This is a genomic window from Chloroflexus sp., from assembly GCF_034432675.1.
Taxonomy (GTDB): Bacteria; Chloroflexota; Chloroflexia; order Chloroflexales; family Chloroflexaceae; genus Chloroflexus.
The window spans coordinates 15,571-32,131 of sequence record NZ_DAOUBI010000041.1; the positions used below are offsets into that span (position 1 = coordinate 15,571).

Genomic DNA, 16,561 nt, shown 5'->3' on the forward strand with positions numbered 1-16,561 from the left:
CGAATATGCTATCTGCCAGGTACGATAAGAGCAGAAGTCATGCGAATAAACTACCAGGGGCGGGAAGGTATATCAGGTTATGAGCGATCAGCAAATACCGGTCAATTCATCAGTTGACAAAGAAGACATCCCCAGCGATGAGCGTGGCACATTTTCGCTCGACCAACGATTGCGCCAGCCCCGCACGCTGATCTCGTTTGGGCTTGCAATAGCGATCATTGTCTTTGTAGTGCGTGGCCTCGATATCGATCTAGCAACGACATGGCAATATATGCGGTCAGCCGATCCGTGGTTGCTCGTTGCTGGACTCATTGTCTTTTATTTAACCTTCCCGCTCCGTGCGTTCCGCTGGCGCATGCTCCTGATCAATGCCGGGGTGCCGGTACAGGCAGGGAAGCACTCATGGGCATCATTTTCGGCGCTGATCGAATATATCTACCTCTCGTGGTTTGCCAACTGCATCGTACCGGCCAAACTCGGTGATGCCTATCGCGGGTATTTGCTCAAGCATAATGGGAATGTCTCGTTCTCGGCAACGTTTGGTACGATTTTTGCCGAACGCCTCCTCGATATGATCGGCCTGTTCGGTTTACTGGTGATCTCCGGTTATCTTACATTTGGTGCCCAGATGCCAGAAGGCACCCAAATTGTCTTTGGTTTCGGCGGCTTGCTGGTCGTCGTCATCATCAGCGGATTAATCAGCATGCGCTGGCTTGGCCCGCAAATCCGCTGGTTCATTCCCAACCGTCTGCATCGCGTCTACGGCAATTTTGAACAATCAGCGTTGAGATCGTTTACACCGGTGATCTTGCCACGGTTATTTCTCCTTACCGGTTCAATCTGGTTGCTCGAAGGGTTTCGGCTGTGGTTCGTGATCCAGTCTCTCAGCCATACGGGTCTCAACTTAACGCTGGCAGCCATCATCTTTGTAGCCCTGGCGTCATCGTTACTAACCGCATTGCCGGTGACACCGGCAGGGCTTGGGGTTGTTGAAGGAACCATCACCGTTGTCCTGACCTTTTTCGGGATTGCAAGCAGCCTGGGGAGCGCAGTGACGTTGCTTGACCGACTGATCAATTTCTGGAGCATCGTTGGGTTTGGCTTCATTCTCTACCTGTTCAGTCGGCGAAAATAACTATGCGAATCGGTGTTGATTACACAGCAGGAATCTGGCAGGGTGCTGGTATTGGCCGTTACACGCGCGAGCTGATACGGGCTGCTGTGCAGGCCGGCCCTGACCTCGATTTTCAACTCTTCTATGCTGCTGATGGCCTGGATGCACAAAGCCCTTTTACCCGCTATGCCCACAATCTAGCAGCCACATATCGCAATATCACCCTACGACCACTATCAATCAGTCCTCGTCTGCTCACCATCCTCTGGCAGCGATTGCGATTACCGTTACGGGTTGAGTGGTTTACTGGCCCATTGGATATTGTACACGCACCCGATTTCGTTCTGCCCCCAACGAAAGCGCACACATTGCTCACAATTCACGACCTCACCTTTCTGGTTGAGCCGGCCTGTGCCGAACCGAACCTCCGTCGCTATTTGAGTATGGCTGTGCCACGTTCATTACAACGCGCCAACCTGATCATTGTCGACTCAAAGGCCACTGCCGGTGATCTTGGTCGCCTCTACGGCATCCCCCGGCAACGGGTTCGCCTGCTCTATCCGGCAGTCGATGAACGGTTTCGACCATTAGCTGGCGACGCAGTCGTGAGTGTACGTGAACGACTTCATCTGCCTGCACGATTTTTGCTCTTTGTCGGAACCCTCGAACCACGTAAGAATCTGGTTCGCCTACTGCAAGCCTTTGCGTTACTCCAGAACGAGTATCCCGATCTGCACCTGCTACTAGCCGGACGAAAAGGATGGCTATACGATGACATCTTCACGGCGGTCGAACAGTATCACCTGAGCGAACGGGTTCGTTTTCTGGATTTTGTTACTGACGAAGATTTGCCGGCATTGTATAATCTAGCTGAAGCCTTCGTCTACCCATCGTTATACGAAGGGTTTGGCTTTCCGGTACTCGAAGCACTCGCCTGTGGTACGCCGGTGGTCACTACAAAAGTGTCCAGCCTGCCGGAAGTCGCCGGAACAGCCGCGATATTTGTTGATCCGCTAGAGCCGGAGGACATTGCTGACGGCATTCGTATTGCACTGAGTAATCCGGCTTTGCTACGAATGTCCGGCCCACAGCAGGCAGCCGCATTTCGCTGGGAACGGACCGGTCAGGAGCTTGTCGCTATGTATCGTGAGCTTGTAGCTACAACTACAGCTCACTGAGGGTTGTGAAGATGATGCCACCGAATGATCTAACAGCCGAAGCACTGCGTCGAGGGGCATTACCAGGCCGCGGGTATGCGATTGCCCGCCGTATTTCACAGATACTGCATCCAGTACCGCTTGGTATCGTCAGCATTTTCATCGTCGGTGTGCTCAGCAGTGAAAACCGCATACAGGGCTTATGGTGGGCGTTGGTTTGTACACTAATCCACGTTGTCCCACCAACAATCTTCTTCAACATTCGCCTCCACCAGGGTGCATACAGTGATGATGACATTTCTATCCGAAGCCAGCGCAATGAACTATACCTGTTTGGGATGCTTAATGTCACTATTGGCACACTCCTACTCTGGTTACTCAATGCACCATTGCCACTACTCGCCATGCTTGTGTCTGTGTTAGTCATGAACCTAATCTCATTTTTCATCAACCTGTTCTGGAAAATCAGCATTCATTCCGCCAGCATTGGCTCGTGTGCAACCCTGGCTAGCATCTATCTACCCGCGCTTGGCAGCATCTGCTGGATCGCCGCCGCCGTATTGGGTTGGGCCCGTCTGCGCACCCGTAACCACACCCTGATGCAAGTCATTGCCGGGATAAGTCTGGCGGTGGTGTGTGTTCTGGTCGTATATCGGTTGTTTGGGTTGATCTAGAGCTTTTACGACATAACAAGTAATACAAGTCTTGTCTCTATTGCGTTTACGAGTGTTACGATGCGTCAAAACTTACTGCACTACCTTCGATGCCCGCAGTGTCGATCACGGTTGTCCCTATCAAAGGCAATAGTCGCTAACTGGATTGAACAAGGTCAGTTGCTCTGTACTCAGTGCCAGCATATATATGCGATAACAAAAGGTATTGCATACCTGTATGTAGAAAATGAGGAATGGAAGCAACTTGCAGCAGAAGCAGCCGGCTGGGTGCAGATGGCAAAGGATGCTGGTTGCTATGATCAGACAGGGATTGATATTGATTTTCGCCTGCCGTATGTGCCAATTCCACCCTGGATTGACATCGCACGTGCGTTTGACATCGTGCTCAATATTGTAAGACCTCACCCTGGTGCTATGGTTGTTGACATTGGTGCGGGAAGGGGCTGGGCAGCGAAACAATTTGCGATACGTGGTTGTTACGCAGTAGCGGTTGAGATCAATGATGATGATCAAATTGGACTGGGACGATCACTTGCACTTATGCAACACGCAAATGTGCAATACGATCTTCTGATTGCTAGTAGCCAGAGACTACCCCTTGCCAATGAGAGCTTTGACATTGTTTTCGCCTCCGCCGCTCTCCATCACTCAACCAGTTTGGAAACATTGCTGAGCGAAGCAGCACGTATTTTGCGCAGACGTGGTAAGCTGATTGCCATTCATGAACCTTGTATCGCCGATCACGTTACACCCGAGCAGTATGCACCAGATATTGCTCAGGAAACAGCTTACAACATTCACGAATCGCGGCCTAAACTCGACGACTACCGTCACGCACTCCGGCATGCAGGATTACAAGAACTAGCCTTATTCAATCACGAACTCTAGGTGCCTCTATCGAGGATATGCAACAATGGGCAGCAAATTACCGGCTATCATTACTTACGGCTGATCAGATTGCAATGTTGCGTCATAAACGAACACCTGCTTTATGGCAAACCATACGGGTTCTCCTAAGCCGTTTACAGCAATTACCTGACACTACCCTCGTGCCACCACAGGATTGGATGGATCAATATTATCGACACATTGGTGGTAGCCTGACGATCATTGCCCAAAAGCCCTGAAACGCACACACTTCCGAAGAGTTATTACCTGCAAAGGAATATCTTATGGCGCGCCGTGAAGGAATCAACCCTGATGCAGTCTACTCTCGTGAAGAGGTTGCCCGTCTGCTCGGTGTGAGCCTGAGCACGGTCAAACGCCTGATCAGTAGCGGGCAACTGGCCGCCAGCCGACCTACAGGGCTACGACGGGTTTTCATCCGCGGAGCCAGTATTCTGCAGATGCTTGAGACAACTCAAATCAACGAAGTACACCACGATTAAGGATGGCTGCCAGGAGCAGGCGTATCATCATCGTCTGGCGTTACCGGTAATGCCCGTATAATCACCCGCTGCTTGAACTTGTTCGGCCCACTTGGTGGCCAACACGTTACCATCGTCACCACTTCATAGCCGGTGGGAGCAATGTAGCGCGCATTCGCCAACCGCTGCTCGGCGGGTACGCCCTCTTCATCAACGATAATGCGCTCATGAACGATATAGCGATAGGGCTGACCACGACTGTACACAATCACTTCATCACCGGGTTGGAGATAAAAGAGGTCTTTGAAGACCCGACCATAGCCGCCAACGTGACCCGCCAGTACAATGTTGTCGCCATCACCGGGATTGGCCGAGCCGCGATGTTGACCGACAGCGAATTCGGCAACCTGCCAGACCGAAATCAACTGGCCATTTTCCTCAATCGTCTCCCAACCCACCTCGATAACTTTCGAGTCAACGTTAATCTTCGGAATAACCAGCCGTTCAACCGTCGCTACCCAATCGGTTTGCACCGGTGCAGGTGGTTCAGAAATCAGCAAGCCGATGTCCACACCGGCAAAGGCGCCGGTTGAATGTGGCACCACCGCCTGAACACCATTCGCAACAGCCGTTGGATTAATCATGCCACCGACGGCAGTCGGTGCAGGGGCAGTCACTGTATCATCAGTCAAGAGCGGCAACGGGCGTGCATCAGCCGGACGGAAGCCACTGGTGGTCAACTGTGGCGCAGGTAGGGGCGAGTCACCGCGAGCCGCCCATCGATAATATTCTATCTGTAGCGTGGTAAACAAGACATAGATTAACAAGCCGGCGCCAACAAACATCAAGACCGTGCCGAGCAGCCAGAGCTTACGGCGCGGTGGCGGAATACGATGCCAGCTTACAAAGTTACCAATCCGTTGGTTTAGAAACGGGATGCGATGAAACATGATGGCTAACCCTCATATCACAACTCTTGTGTTCAGTATATCACGTCCCTATGTGTCCTGATTGATATACGTATGATCGCTGATGTGGGATGTGGGTTGTGAGTATGGATTTGGGGGATTAGGAGGTAGGAGATAGGAGGTAGAAGGGAGAGGAGAGAGAAAGAAAGATTATTTTATACAAAGTTTATCTTGGCTTGGCTGGATAATACAATCTGCCGGTGGCAGGCAGGCGAGCATAGGCGACAGGATGGTGTGGATGAGCACGGCGGTTGTAGAAGTTTGGCTGCTGCACGCTAAACCATGCAACACGTTTGTACGGAGCGTACACAATATCCCATTTAGCACGTGATTGTATGCGGCTGACGCCGGTAGGGTCCCTACTGCCATGCCGGCGACAACTCTCCCAGACGGCGTTGTCCAACGCCCGTATCTAGATGCATGCCGTGACCCTATTGCATCCCGACGATAACTCACCGACTTGCCGTTGGCACACCTGAACGACGGATATTGTTGAGCAAAGGTTGGTATCAGAAGAACGGCGTGAAGATTGAAGAGTGAGGTATAAGAATTGTATAGCGTTCCGTTTGAATTCGCCAACAATAGAAAACCAGGGCATGTAGTCATGCCCTGGATTCCGGTGTTTCAGCGAAACCGTGTTTTTAGTTAACGACCAGCTTACCCTGCATCAGTGGATAGTGACCGGGCACCGTACAAATGTAAAGGTACGTACCGGCAGCCGGGGCAGTGAAGGTGACCTCTACCGTCTCATTACCGTTAGCCAGCGGCGACTCGGCAATGATGTTGCTCTTGTCAGCCGGCAAATAGTTGGCCGCCGGGCCGGCGCTCAGACCGGCGTTAGCAATCGCGGCAGCCTCGGCCTCACCACCCTTGACCAGAATCCAGTTGTGCTGCTGAACAGCCGAGTTATTCTTAAAGCGAATGGTTACAGTTTGACCGGCAGAAACTGTCAACTCTGTTTTGTCAAAGGCAAGCTCTTCACCCTTTGAGCCAATTTCAATCGTTACCGGACCGCTACCGGAACCACCACCGGTAGAGCCACCGCTACTCCCGCCACCGCCGCAGGCAGCCAGCACCATTGCCATCGCCGTTAATACGGCCAGGACCATCATGCGCAATGTAATCTTCATCGGTTGCTTCCTTCCTTGTGGCATCTATCACAAGCATACACACCAACATTTATACCACTATCTTAACCATTGTCAAGCTGATCAGCACCGCTCTTTTAGAATTTATACGCATTGAAGTTATTCCTGATCTTTCTCTTTGTTACGGCCTGAACGTTCGTTAGGCCGCTGATGTTCCCCTCCGCTAGAGCGCTGCTGTTGCGAAGATCGTGCTGATGGTGGTCTACTTTTTGGCCCACTGCGAGACGGCGTTGAACGAGCGCGTTCCTCACTGCGTGCCCGTGGTTCTCGCTCAAACTCCCGCCCCCGCTCGCCGCTCTCGCGCCGCGCCCGTGGTTCACGCTCGAACTCCCGCCCCCGCTCGCCGCTCTCGCGCCGCGCCCGTGGTTCACGCTCGAACTCCCGCCCCCGCTCGCCACGTTCCCCACGTGATCGAACATCGGGCGTGCGATTGGATGATCGCTCGTCATCACGATCACGTACCGATAATGGAGCCATACCTGGCGATTGCTCGACCGAAGGGCGGCGTCTCGTAATGTGAGCACGTAATGCAGCTACCTCCTCATCAGTCAGATACCGCCAGGCCCGTGGTGGCAAATCACCGAGCACCAGATCACCTTCACGCACGCGGATCAATCGACGCACCTCATACCCAAGCAGCTTTGCAACCGCTCGAATCTGGCGCTTCCGCCCTTCGCGGAGGACGATCCTTGCCCATACGCCTTCTGGGGCAGTACCAATCAACTCAACCCAGGCCGGTGCGGTCATTTCACCCTCGAGCAAAACCCCGTTACGCCAGCTACGCAGCGCTTCCGATGACAATGCTCGATCAAACAGCACCCGGTACTCTTTCTCAACTTCAAAGCTGGGATGGGTCAGTGCATAGGCCAGCTCACCATCATCGGTAAGGAGAATCAGACCCTCGCTATCCATATCAAGACGTCCAACCGGAAACACCCGTGCTGGTACATTTACCAGATCAAGCACGGTTAGACGACCATGCGTATCTTCTGCGGTTGAAACGACTCCTGCCGGTTTATGCAGCATAATATAGGTGCGTTTAGTCGGCATCTGTAACGGTTGACCATCAACCAACACTTCATCGTGATCGAGATCAACCCGTGTCCCCGGCACAACAACGACCCGACCATTCACCATCACGCGCCCGGCAGCAATCAAGGCTTCGCAGTCACGTCGAGATGCGATACCAGCGCTGGCCAATACTTTTTGTAGACGTTCAGGACTCACAGACAACCTTTCTGTATCTTAAACAACACCCATCTGCTTAGAGACTTGCGTCTTCACCTTGTGTAAGAAATACTGTTATCATCGTTTGACAGTATACCATACCGATTTTTATAGCCTGATTTAAGGTACAATAAAGACAGGCGATAAATATCATCTCCCCGAACCATGGAACAGCAGACATCGAGCCAACTATTTCGCGCTTATGTACCCGCTACATTACATAACCAGCTCAGTGCCGGCCTGCTACGCGCAGGTCAGATACAGACCTACCACGGCACGATTCTCTACACTGATCTAAGCGGATTCACCCGCCTGACAGCAACATTCGCCACGCTGCCCGATGGCGCTGAGCATCTACATGGTATCTTAACCAGCTATTTTGAGATCATGATTGCCACTATCGTTGCTAACGGCGGTGACGTTATCCACATCGCCGGTGATGCATTAACAGCCTGGTGGCCGGGCATGACCGATCCTGCACTGGCGATTCACTGTGGTCATGCTCTACATAATGCAATTGCTGCTCTCAATCCAATCGCGACTCCCAACGGACCCTTTACCCTTGAAATTCGAGTTGGCGTAAGCGTTGGGATCGTCCATCTATTACTGGTTGGGATTCCCAATCAAGGTGTCCACCCGGTACTGATCGGCGCACCAATTGACGCGGCAAGCCTCGCGGAACAACAAGCCAAACCAGGGGAGGTACAGCTCTTATTACCGTCGTCGCGGCCAACCCGGTTCTGTGATTACCGGCCGCCACCCGAAACACCCATCCTGACGTGGGAACATTTCCTACCACCCAGCTTTGCCCGTCGTCTCCGTTTAAATACGCTGGTAGCCGAGTATCGCTGGTGCGTACCGGTATTTGCGGCTTTTGATCTACCTGACGACCCAACAGCATTACAACCCCTGGTTATGCAGGCACAAGCAATTGCTATGCGGTGGGGTGGCTGGCTCAACGAAATTGAAGTCGGTAATAAAGGCGCAGTAATGGTCTTTCTGTTTGGGGCACCGGTTGCTCACGGTGACGACACCAGCCGGGCGGTGGGATGTGCAGTAGAGTTGCGTGACCGAGGCATCATTCGCAAGGCAGGTATCACTGTCGGCTCAGTCTTCGTGGGAGAGGTAGGGAGCCGTTTACGACGGGTGTATACCGCACAGGGTGAAGACATGAACCTGGCTGCGCTCTTAATGGAACAGGGACAACCCGGCGATGTTGTCATTTCTGGGCGGGTGAGGCAAGACATCCTTGGCCGGTATCGCACATCGCTGCCACAACAGTTGAATGTAAAGGGCTACAGTCGCAGCATTCCGACGGCGGTTGTTTTGGCAAAACACACCTTCACCGATGAACGCCCATTTTCGTCACTCAAGGCTTCGCTACCCGACAACACCGAACTGATCGGGCGTGCTCAAGAGCGCCAAATGATCGATCACATCCTTGATGTCGCCAGGCAAGAGGGTCAGGTATTATTGATCGAGGGTGAAGCCAGTATCGGTAAATCGAGCCTGATACACCATCTGAGTGCCAGATGGATTAAGGACGGCTATCAGGGTTTCCGAGGTGAATGTCGAAGTGGCATGCAAGAATGGCCACTGCATCTATGGCGTAACATTCTCAGTGAACTATGTGATATTGATGATAGTGCACCAATGCAGGTTCGTCAGGCACGTTTACAACATATCGCAACCACCTTCTCATCAGCCCGGCCACAACATATTGCAACACTAGCGCACCTATTTAAAATCGATGGCTTTGACAGCACAACAAAATCGACCGATATCAGTCCGTTGGTAGTAGACCTACTGCTGAGTCGTTTAAAGCAAGAGCCACTCCTGATGGTGCTTGAAGATATCCATTGGGCTGATACTGCCTCATTGAAGCTGGCTCAAGATGTTATTGAAGCCTTGTTACCTCAACTCCCCCTGCTGGTTGTTATCTCTTATCGACCGGCACCCAAACATCTGGCATCGTTCACGAACCATATACGACAGTACCCCTTCACAACACACCACGTTTTGGAACGATTGCCCGTTTACGAACGGGCAATTCTTATCCGGCAACTAATTGGGGTAAAAGATATTGATCATCGCCTACTCCACTATCTTGAACGATATGCCGCCGGTCAGCCGTTGTTTATTAAAGAATACGTGCGCCTCCTATTGCAAAAAGAACTGATCGCTATTGAGAATGACACAGCACGCCTCTTGAGACCATTACCACCGATGCAACTCTCAAGTTCGGCATTGGGGATTGTACAGGCACACATAGATCGTATGGAGGAGCGTACCCGTCTTACCTTCAAAGCCGCAGCGGTCATTGGGCGCAGCTTTCCCTTGCGCTTGTTACACCATATTCACCCAGCCCGTATCACCGAGAGTGAACTGCGCGAAGATATTAAAGCGTTGCTGCACGATCAACTGATTGAGATGGAGATGGCTGAACCAGAGCCGGTATACCGATTTATCGACGGTATTGCTTACGAAGCGGCATACACAAGTCTCCTCTTTGCGCAACGCCGGCATCTCCATCAGGCGATTAGCAACTGGTACCTGTCCACATATCAACAGGAATTAGCCGAACAGGATGCGCCACTGGCTGTGTATGATGTGATCATCGACCACAGTATACGCGCCGAGTTGTGGTCTACAGCTGTCGATCACTGCTGGCAGGCAGCGTTGATCTGTGCCCGGCGTTCGCTGTTCCACAGCGCACTTCGTTACATTGAACAAGGTGTAGGCTTGGCCGGTCCTGCCAGTCGGCGAATCGACCTGATCGGTTTACGTATGCTGCTTAATGATCGCATCGGTAATCATATTTACCAGGAAGAAGATTTTCACCTGATCCAACAATTGTTAAACGAGCAGGCACAGCCGGCGATACAGGCATTGGCCGCAGTGCTGTACCTCCATCACGTCCTTGTGAGCGGGCAGTTCGCCCTGATTGATGAACAGATGACATACGCGCAAGCTACGGTACGTCAAGGACACCACCATGCCGGCTTTAGTCGACTGTTACAAGCCTGCATCTGGCTGATCAATGCGCAATACCTGGCACTCCAGGGGCAATCGAGCCAGGCTCTGGAGATACTCCGTCGGGTCAATCGATTATGTGCACTGGTACCCCGACAGGTATCAACACCCCAACCGCTAAGCGATCTGATACGCCCCGACATCATCATTGCCCAAAGTTACGAACTGGAGGGCTGGATACAATTTGAGCTTGGTGTATTCCAGCGTGCAACAAGGAGATTCCAGCAAGCCATTAAGCTGGCACGTGCTGCTAATGACTGGATTGTTGAGAACCGCGCCCTGATTGGATTATGTCATGTAATGCTATTCAGTAGCCAGCATGAGATAGCAGAAGAGCAATTACCACATACCCTCTACGTTGCTCGTGCGATTAACGACCGTTATGGTCAGGTGCTGGGATTACGCACCCAAGCGCTCCTGCACGTAAAACGCAATGACATACGCACAGCACGTCGGCTGATCTGGCAAGCAATTGCCATCGCCAATAGTTCACAAATCGGTATTCTTGAGATCGTGTTGTTGAATGATCTTGAAAAAAGTGCACTCGTAATGGAGCAAGACTCAAAGACAGATCGTGCGGATTGAGAGGCAGTACGTATAACCCGTCTTTTACGGAAAAAAAGCCTGCCACCAGCGTTGCCAGTTCGGAAGCGGTTGGGAGGTAGGTTCTGGTGTTGGAGGAATAGTGGGCGTGGGCGGAAGAGGCAATGTGGGCACGTGCTCCGGTACAACAATAATATCACCATCACGTGCCAACCCTAAATCACGCGCCCAGGCTTCAGTTGCTGCATCGGATTGCTCGTATTCAAGCTGCGCCGCTAAAGCTTGAGTCGTCGCCTGCAATGCCTCGATCTCAACCTGCGCTGTAGCCAGCTCCTGCTCAAGATAGCGGGCAATAAGAAGCTGGTTCACCAGATTAACCAAAATACTGCCGATCATGACAAGCAAAATCGCCATGATCGTCAGCGAAGTGAGCGTTCGTCCACCACCGGGGAAAGTCGTCGTCAACCAACGACGGAAGTGCCCACGCATCATCGCCCAGTTCCGGCGCAATGCGGTAAAGTTGAACGATTGCCTTAGCGATGAGCGATAACGGCGCATAAGGGTATTCGCTTGCACGACAGCGAACAAAACCTGCTATGCAAGCTTCAGCACGTAGTAATCAAAAATGATCACGACTCGGTAGTCGAGCGCGGTGGTTCAAGCAGCAGCGGTTCGTCAATGTTAGTGGTCATCGAGCTTTGACCACGAAAGAGACCACCCGGTTCGATATGTAGCGCAGCCGTGGTGATGTCACCCCATACTTTACCGGTAGGTGAGATCTCCAACTGTTCAAGAGCAGTGATCTGCCCCTTCACTGCACCAGAAACGTGAACGTTGCGCGCTTTTATGGTTGCAATCACCCGACCCGTCTCACCGATGATCAGATTACCAACGACTTCAATATCGCCTTCCAGAGCACCATCGATGCGAACATTTCCCTCAGCATTTAGGGTACCGACGAAACGTGTGTTGGCACCGATCACCGTCTCTGGCCGTCCATTCACAACTGTCGGCGGCTGGGCGGGTTTGCGGTTTGTACCAAACATGCGTGCGATCCTCCTCCACATAGCCGGCCACCTGTCTGTATCACTATATGCGGGCGAGGCCGGAAGACACCCCGATAAACCGGGAAATCATTGCCGACATTATAAACGATACCGGCAATTAGAGCAACGTATAGCTAAATAGTACCGGTTACCTGTAAATCATCCATCATCGTGCGCGAGGCATGGGTAGACGTTGTAGCTCACGCATGATCTGCAAGCGCTAACACATATTACCCATCACTCCCACCACCACCGGTCGTGGAGCGGATCAGCCCCCATCTATCTCCCGCACAACGAACGATTATGCGCAGGATGATTTGGATTCGGAGCTGTTCTTTCACGCATCCGATGGATGCTTTTTCTATGGCGCAAGCCGTTCACGGTGCCAACCATGTTCGGTGCGTGTATACAAGAGTCGGTCGTGCAAACGCGACGGCCGCCCCTGCCAGAATTCAATTCGGTCGGGGATGACCCGATACCCACCCCAAAAGGGTGGTCGTGGTGGTTCTTGATCGGCAAAGCGAGCAGAGAATTCGGCTACACGCTGCTCCAATTCAGACCGATGGGCTATCGGTTGGCTCTGTGGTGAAGCCCAGGCCCCGATCCGGCTATCGCGTGGCCGGCTGGCATAGTAAGCATCTGCCTCATCATCGGCCACTCTCTCGACAGAGCCTTCAATCCGCACCTGCCGTTCCAGTTCCGGCCAGTAGAATACCAGAGCTGCAACCGGACAAGCAGTCAGTGCCCGCCCCTTCCGGCTTTCATAGTTGGTAAAAAAGACAAAACCGCGCTCATCAATGCCTTTCAGTAAGACCATACGCGCAGAAGGCCGACCGTCAGGATCGATAGTCGCCAGCGTCATTGCATTCGGTTCGATTAATCCCGCGTCAGCAGCTTCACGTAGCCAGCGCGTAAACTGAACAATTGGATCGGGATCGGCCTCTGCTTCAGATAAACCACGTTGGGTATACTCTTTCCGCAGTTCAGCAAGATTCATAGCAGACACTCCATTTGCACAGGAACAATGACTGACGTACAATAGCGCAGATGATGAACAATAGCGCAGCCATTTATGTTGCTCACCCAGACCATGCCGTAGTAGCAGAAACCCTGCTCACCCTTCTGATCGAACAGGGTTTTAGCGCCACGCAGCGCGTACCGCACGACGTGAGCTGTATTATTATGATACCTGATAAACCCACGCGCCACTTCTTCATTGCGCCATCAGCGCAGGGTTGGGTGGCAATTTGGGAAGACCCACGTTACTTTGCCGACCGCACACTTGCGCAGGCACTGGCCAGACATCTGCAAACATGGAGTGTCTGGATCGAGGTAGGGGGAAATGGGGTAAGCTGGGCGCGTGGCCTGTACGAAGGGTCTACCGTTTGTGAAGAGCGCTTCGAGGCGGTTGAAACGACCTTCTACGGGGAACGAGGCGTCGTCTACCTAACATTCGATCCCGATACGATGCCTGACGAATGGATTGCGCAACTCGGCTTACCTGATCCCGATCTCCATTACGAAGCCATTCTTGCCGGCGCCCAACCGTCAGCCGGGCCACCGTTGTACCTCGTCGTGCAACGTAGCAACAGCGACATGTCGTCTGCTGCTGCGGGTGGCTGATGCCATGTACTGCTATGCCATACAATATTTTGATGATTGCCTCGACGAGCTTCTTCTCCGATTACGGCAACCACGTCCGCATTCTGGAAGAGATTCGCGCACTCCAACGTCGTGGTCACCGCATTGTTCTGGTTACCTATCACAACGGTGATGATATTCCGGGTATTACGATCTATCGGTCGTGGGATGTGCCATGGATCAAGCGGGCCGTTGTTGGTTCATCGCGGCACAAACTCTATCTCGACATCGGTTTAGGATGGCGTGCCTTGCGGACTGCACTCCGTATGCGCCCGGATATTATTCACGCTCATACCCACGAAGCGGCGGTCATTGGGTTGCCACTCCAGCGTTTGCTCCGCCGACCACTCATTCTCGATTATCAGGGTAGTATGACAAGTGAGATGCTCGATCATGGCTTTATCCGGCGGAGTAACCCTCTGTTCATCCCGCTGACTCGTTTGGAGCGCATGCTGAATCGCGCCGCTGATGCCGTGATGACCTCAACCCACAATGCTGCGAATCTCTTGCGTCGTGACGGCTCTGTCCCTGAAGATCGTCTCTTCACCATTGCCGATGGCGTAGATACCGAGCGGTTTCGCCCGTTTGACGGCTCGCCAGAATGGACAGCCCAGCGCGCCGAATTACGTGCGCAGCTTGGTATCCCCCCCGACCGGCGCATTGTTGTCTATATCGGTCTGCTTGCGCCCTATCAGGGCACCAATCTGCTCCTCGACGTCGCCCGTCAGATGTGTCAGGTCTACCCAGACCTTCATTTCCTGATTATGGGTCATCCCGATCCGCAGAGCTACCGCAACCTGGCCGCCAGTCTGGGGATCGCAGATCATGTCACGTTACCGGGCCGCATTATCTACCGCGATCTACACAGTTATCTGGCACTGGGTGAGGTGGCAGTCGCGCCAAAGATGAGTCTGACCGAAGGAAATGGCAAAATCGGCAATTACATGGCAATGGGCTTGCCGGTAGTTGCCTTCGATACGCCGGTCAATCGCGAAATACTGGGGCCATACGGTTTTTACGCCCGCCTGGGTAATGCCGCCGATTTTGCTGCCCAGTTGGAGCTGGCACTCACCAACCGGGAGCTGGCAGCCGAGCGGGCAGCCGGTGCCCGTGCGCTTGCAGTGGCTGAACTTTCGTGGGAACGGGCGGCTATCGCCATTGAAGCTATTTACGCTGCGGTCATTGCCCGGCGCCAGGAAGCCGCAGCAGATGATGAAGAAGAGGCGTAGTAGAACCTGTCTTGTATATCGTCAGACCGACAACCCAATACGTCTTCCTATGCATAGCGAGTGCGGAAGGATAACCAGGTTGCCACTTTATTGTCACCACAGAGACACGGAGGACCCAGAGGAGAGGTATACTCTATGTTACTACTGTGAGGCGTGACGTAGCACGTCCATGGAGACTGGCTGCCATCCACATTAGAACCTGTTTCAAAAAACATCTCCTATGAAGGTATCTCATTCATTGCCGACTAAATTCCATGATCGTGACGAGCACACTGGCATCCGCGTGACCAGCCGGGTCAACGACGTGACACACGCTGGATCGTGAGTACGGCTGGCGCGGCAGCATGGCTGCCGCACTCCAAACGACGCCACACGCGGATGATAAGCGATCAAGGCAACCTATTCAGCGCGTGATGGCACCGGAGATAGTTATGAGAGCGCGATAGTACAGCTTTTTATGAAATAAGTTCTTTTCATGTGGCTACGCCACACGGTGTTAAAGGCAACGTCGTGCTGTTATCAGCCTCAATGGCCTGCTGACAGCATAAGTGGCAACTCGAGTGCGGAAGGCTAGGTTCCGCACTCGCGCTACTTTGTATGCGCAGGATATGCGCCGTCTGATCATCGCCGACCGGCACCGTCACAAAATCTGGCTCAAGAACAGCTTCGTGCGCTCGTTGCGCGGATTCGTGAAGAACTGATCAGGAGTACCCTCTTCAACAATCTGCCCCTGATCCATAAAGACAATCCGGTCAGCCACTTCACGCGCAAAGCCCATTTCGTGCGTCACACACAGCATGGTCATACCACTGCGGGCCAGCGTCTTCATTACATCGAGCACCTCTTTCACCATCTCAGGATCGAGGGCCGAGGTCGGCTCATCAAAGAGCATGATCCGTGGCTCCATTGCCAGCGCCCGGGCAATCGCAACCCGCTGCTGCTGACCACCAGAGAGCTGACCGGGATATTTGTATGCCTGCTCCTTGATCCCAACCCGCTCGAGCAATTCGAGAGCCTTCGCTTCGCTCTCTTTGCGCGTCTTTTTCCGCACCCAAATCGGGGCCAGCGTGATGTTCTGCATCACCGTCAGATGCGGAAAGAGGTTGAATTGCTGGAATACCATCCCTACTTCACGCCGGATGGCATCGATGTTGCGAATATCGCTGGTCATTTCAATGCCATCGACGATAATCCGGCCTTCCTGATGCTCCTCAAGCCGGTTAATCGTCCGAATGAAGGTGCTCTTGCCACTCCCTGACGGCCCGCAGATAACGACCACTTCACCACGTTTCACGCGCAGGCTGACATCTTTGAGGGCATGAAAATCACCGTACCATTTATTAACGTTTTCGCAGATGATGATATACTCACTGCTCCCATTGCCACTCATACGATATTCCTTTCACACCGGGTT

The 16,561-nt window shown here is 52.8% G+C and carries 16 protein-coding genes; 9 read left to right on the forward strand and 7 right to left on the reverse strand.

The window, feature by feature from the left end:
- Nucleotides 1–79: 79 nt before the first annotated feature.
- Genes VAE55_RS03415 through VAE55_RS03440 form a run of 6 tightly spaced genes read left to right on the forward strand, consistent with a single transcriptional unit; the run spans nucleotide 80 to nucleotide 4,333 of the window.
- Nucleotides 80–1,135 (forward strand): lysylphosphatidylglycerol synthase transmembrane domain-containing protein, encoded by a 1,056-nt coding sequence (locus tag VAE55_RS03415; protein ID WP_322814411.1) that lies wholly within the window; start codon nucleotides 80–82, stop codon nucleotides 1,133–1,135.
- Between the two features lie 2 nt (nucleotides 1,136–1,137).
- Nucleotides 1,138–2,292: a glycosyltransferase family 1 protein gene (locus VAE55_RS03420; protein WP_322814412.1), complete on the forward strand. Its 1,155-nt coding sequence runs from the start codon at nucleotides 1,138–1,140 to the stop codon at nucleotides 2,290–2,292.
- An 11-nt stretch (nucleotides 2,293–2,303) separates the two neighbouring features.
- Complete coding sequence (locus VAE55_RS03425) at nucleotides 2,304–2,945, forward strand: phosphatase PAP2 family protein (RefSeq protein WP_322814413.1); 642 nt, start codon at nucleotides 2,304–2,306, stop codon at nucleotides 2,943–2,945.
- Between the two features lie 60 nt (nucleotides 2,946–3,005).
- Nucleotides 3,006–3,833 (forward strand): methyltransferase domain-containing protein, encoded by an 828-nt coding sequence (locus VAE55_RS03430; RefSeq protein WP_322814414.1) that lies wholly within the window; start codon nucleotides 3,006–3,008, stop codon nucleotides 3,831–3,833.
- Nucleotides 3,834–3,850: 17 nt separating this feature from the next.
- Nucleotides 3,851–4,072 (forward strand): hypothetical protein, encoded by a 222-nt coding sequence (locus VAE55_RS03435; protein ID WP_322814415.1) that lies wholly within the window; start codon nucleotides 3,851–3,853, stop codon nucleotides 4,070–4,072.
- Nucleotides 4,073–4,117: 45 nt separating this feature from the next.
- Nucleotides 4,118–4,333, forward strand: coding sequence for a helix-turn-helix domain-containing protein (locus VAE55_RS03440; protein WP_322814416.1), 216 nt, complete (start codon nucleotides 4,118–4,120; stop codon nucleotides 4,331–4,333).
- Here VAE55_RS03440 and VAE55_RS03445 read toward each other — a convergent pair.
- The 3 genes from VAE55_RS03445 to VAE55_RS03455 form a co-directional block, all read right to left on the reverse strand.
- A complete protein-coding gene (locus VAE55_RS03445) occupies nucleotides 4,330–5,262 on the reverse strand; it encodes a sortase (RefSeq protein ID WP_322814417.1) in 933 nt (310 codons plus the stop codon). The genes VAE55_RS03440 and VAE55_RS03445 overlap by 4 nt on opposite strands.
- Nucleotides 5,263–5,921: 659 nt before the next feature.
- A complete protein-coding gene (locus VAE55_RS03450; RefSeq protein ID WP_322814418.1) occupies nucleotides 5,922–6,410 on the reverse strand; it encodes a plastocyanin/azurin family copper-binding protein in 489 nt (162 codons plus the stop codon).
- A 117-nt stretch (nucleotides 6,411–6,527) separates the two neighbouring features.
- Nucleotides 6,528–7,655: a pseudouridine synthase gene (locus tag VAE55_RS03455; protein ID WP_322814419.1), complete on the reverse strand. Its 1,128-nt coding sequence runs from the start codon at nucleotides 7,653–7,655 to the stop codon at nucleotides 6,528–6,530.
- Nucleotides 7,656–7,820: 165 nt separating this feature from the next.
- On the opposite strand from VAE55_RS03455, the gene VAE55_RS03460 reads away from it, so the two are divergent.
- Complete coding sequence (locus tag VAE55_RS03460) at nucleotides 7,821–11,273, forward strand: AAA family ATPase (RefSeq protein WP_322814420.1); 3,453 nt, start codon at nucleotides 7,821–7,823, stop codon at nucleotides 11,271–11,273.
- A 24-nt stretch (nucleotides 11,274–11,297) separates the two neighbouring features.
- On the opposite strand, the gene VAE55_RS03465 is transcribed toward VAE55_RS03460, so the two are convergent.
- The 3 genes from VAE55_RS03465 to pdxH form a co-directional block, all read right to left on the reverse strand.
- The gene (locus VAE55_RS03465; protein ID WP_322814421.1) at nucleotides 11,298–11,789 is read right to left on the reverse strand and encodes a septum formation initiator family protein; all 492 of its coding nucleotides are present in this window, start codon (nucleotides 11,787–11,789) and stop codon (nucleotides 11,298–11,300) included.
- Nucleotides 11,790–11,860: 71 nt separating this feature from the next.
- The gene (locus VAE55_RS03470) at nucleotides 11,861–12,277 is read right to left on the reverse strand and encodes a polymer-forming cytoskeletal protein (RefSeq protein ID WP_322814422.1); all 417 of its coding nucleotides are present in this window, start codon (nucleotides 12,275–12,277) and stop codon (nucleotides 11,861–11,863) included.
- 361 nt (nucleotides 12,278–12,638) lie between these two features.
- Nucleotides 12,639–13,274: a pyridoxamine 5'-phosphate oxidase gene (gene pdxH, locus VAE55_RS03475; RefSeq protein ID WP_322814423.1), complete on the reverse strand. Its 636-nt coding sequence runs from the start codon at nucleotides 13,272–13,274 to the stop codon at nucleotides 12,639–12,641.
- Nucleotides 13,275–13,459: 185 nt separating this feature from the next.
- On the opposite strand from pdxH, the gene VAE55_RS03480 reads away from it, so the two are divergent.
- On the forward strand, nucleotides 13,460–13,900 hold the full coding sequence (locus tag VAE55_RS03480; RefSeq protein WP_322814424.1) for a hypothetical protein: 441 nt from the start codon (nucleotides 13,460–13,462) through the stop codon (nucleotides 13,898–13,900).
- Nucleotides 13,901–13,914: 14 nt separating this feature from the next.
- Complete coding sequence (locus VAE55_RS03485; protein ID WP_322814425.1) at nucleotides 13,915–15,147, forward strand: glycosyltransferase family 4 protein; 1,233 nt, start codon at nucleotides 13,915–13,917, stop codon at nucleotides 15,145–15,147.
- Between the two features lie 640 nt (nucleotides 15,148–15,787).
- Here VAE55_RS03485 and VAE55_RS03490 read toward each other — a convergent pair.
- Nucleotides 15,788–16,537, reverse strand: a complete 750-nt coding sequence (locus VAE55_RS03490; RefSeq protein WP_012259082.1) for an amino acid ABC transporter ATP-binding protein — start codon at nucleotides 16,535–16,537, stop codon at nucleotides 15,788–15,790.
- Nucleotides 16,538–16,561: the final 24 nt, after the last annotated feature.

Coding starts and splice junctions, on each gene's coding strand:
- VAE55_RS03470 (WP_322814422.1), bottom strand. CDS start 12,277: ATGTTTGGTACAAACCGCAAACCCGCCCAGCCGCCGACAGTTGTGAAT.
- VAE55_RS03485 (WP_322814425.1), top strand. CDS start 13,915: ATGCCATACAATATTTTGATGATTGCCTCGACGAGCTTCTTCTCCGAT.
- VAE55_RS03415 (WP_322814411.1), top strand. CDS start 80: ATGAGCGATCAGCAAATACCGGTCAATTCATCAGTTGACAAAGAAGAC.
- VAE55_RS03425 (WP_322814413.1), top strand. CDS start 2,304: ATGATGCCACCGAATGATCTAACAGCCGAAGCACTGCGTCGAGGGGCA.
- VAE55_RS03430 (WP_322814414.1), top strand. CDS start 3,006: ATGCGTCAAAACTTACTGCACTACCTTCGATGCCCGCAGTGTCGATCA.
- VAE55_RS03450 (WP_322814418.1), bottom strand. CDS start 6,410: ATGAAGATTACATTGCGCATGATGGTCCTGGCCGTATTAACGGCGATG.
- VAE55_RS03440 (WP_322814416.1), top strand. CDS start 4,118: ATGGCGCGCCGTGAAGGAATCAACCCTGATGCAGTCTACTCTCGTGAA.
- VAE55_RS03420 (WP_322814412.1), top strand. CDS start 1,138: ATGCGAATCGGTGTTGATTACACAGCAGGAATCTGGCAGGGTGCTGGT.
- VAE55_RS03490 (WP_012259082.1), bottom strand. CDS start 16,537: ATGAGTGGCAATGGGAGCAGTGAGTATATCATCATCTGCGAAAACGTT.
- VAE55_RS03445 (WP_322814417.1), bottom strand. CDS start 5,262: ATGTTTCATCGCATCCCGTTTCTAAACCAACGGATTGGTAACTTTGTA.
- VAE55_RS03435 (WP_322814415.1), top strand. CDS start 3,851: ATGCAACAATGGGCAGCAAATTACCGGCTATCATTACTTACGGCTGAT.
- VAE55_RS03480 (WP_322814424.1), top strand. CDS start 13,460: ATGATACCTGATAAACCCACGCGCCACTTCTTCATTGCGCCATCAGCG.
- pdxH (WP_322814423.1), bottom strand. CDS start 13,274: ATGAATCTTGCTGAACTGCGGAAAGAGTATACCCAACGTGGTTTATCT.
- VAE55_RS03465 (WP_322814421.1), bottom strand. CDS start 11,789: ATGCGCCGTTATCGCTCATCGCTAAGGCAATCGTTCAACTTTACCGCA.
- VAE55_RS03460 (WP_322814420.1), top strand. CDS start 7,821: ATGGAACAGCAGACATCGAGCCAACTATTTCGCGCTTATGTACCCGCT.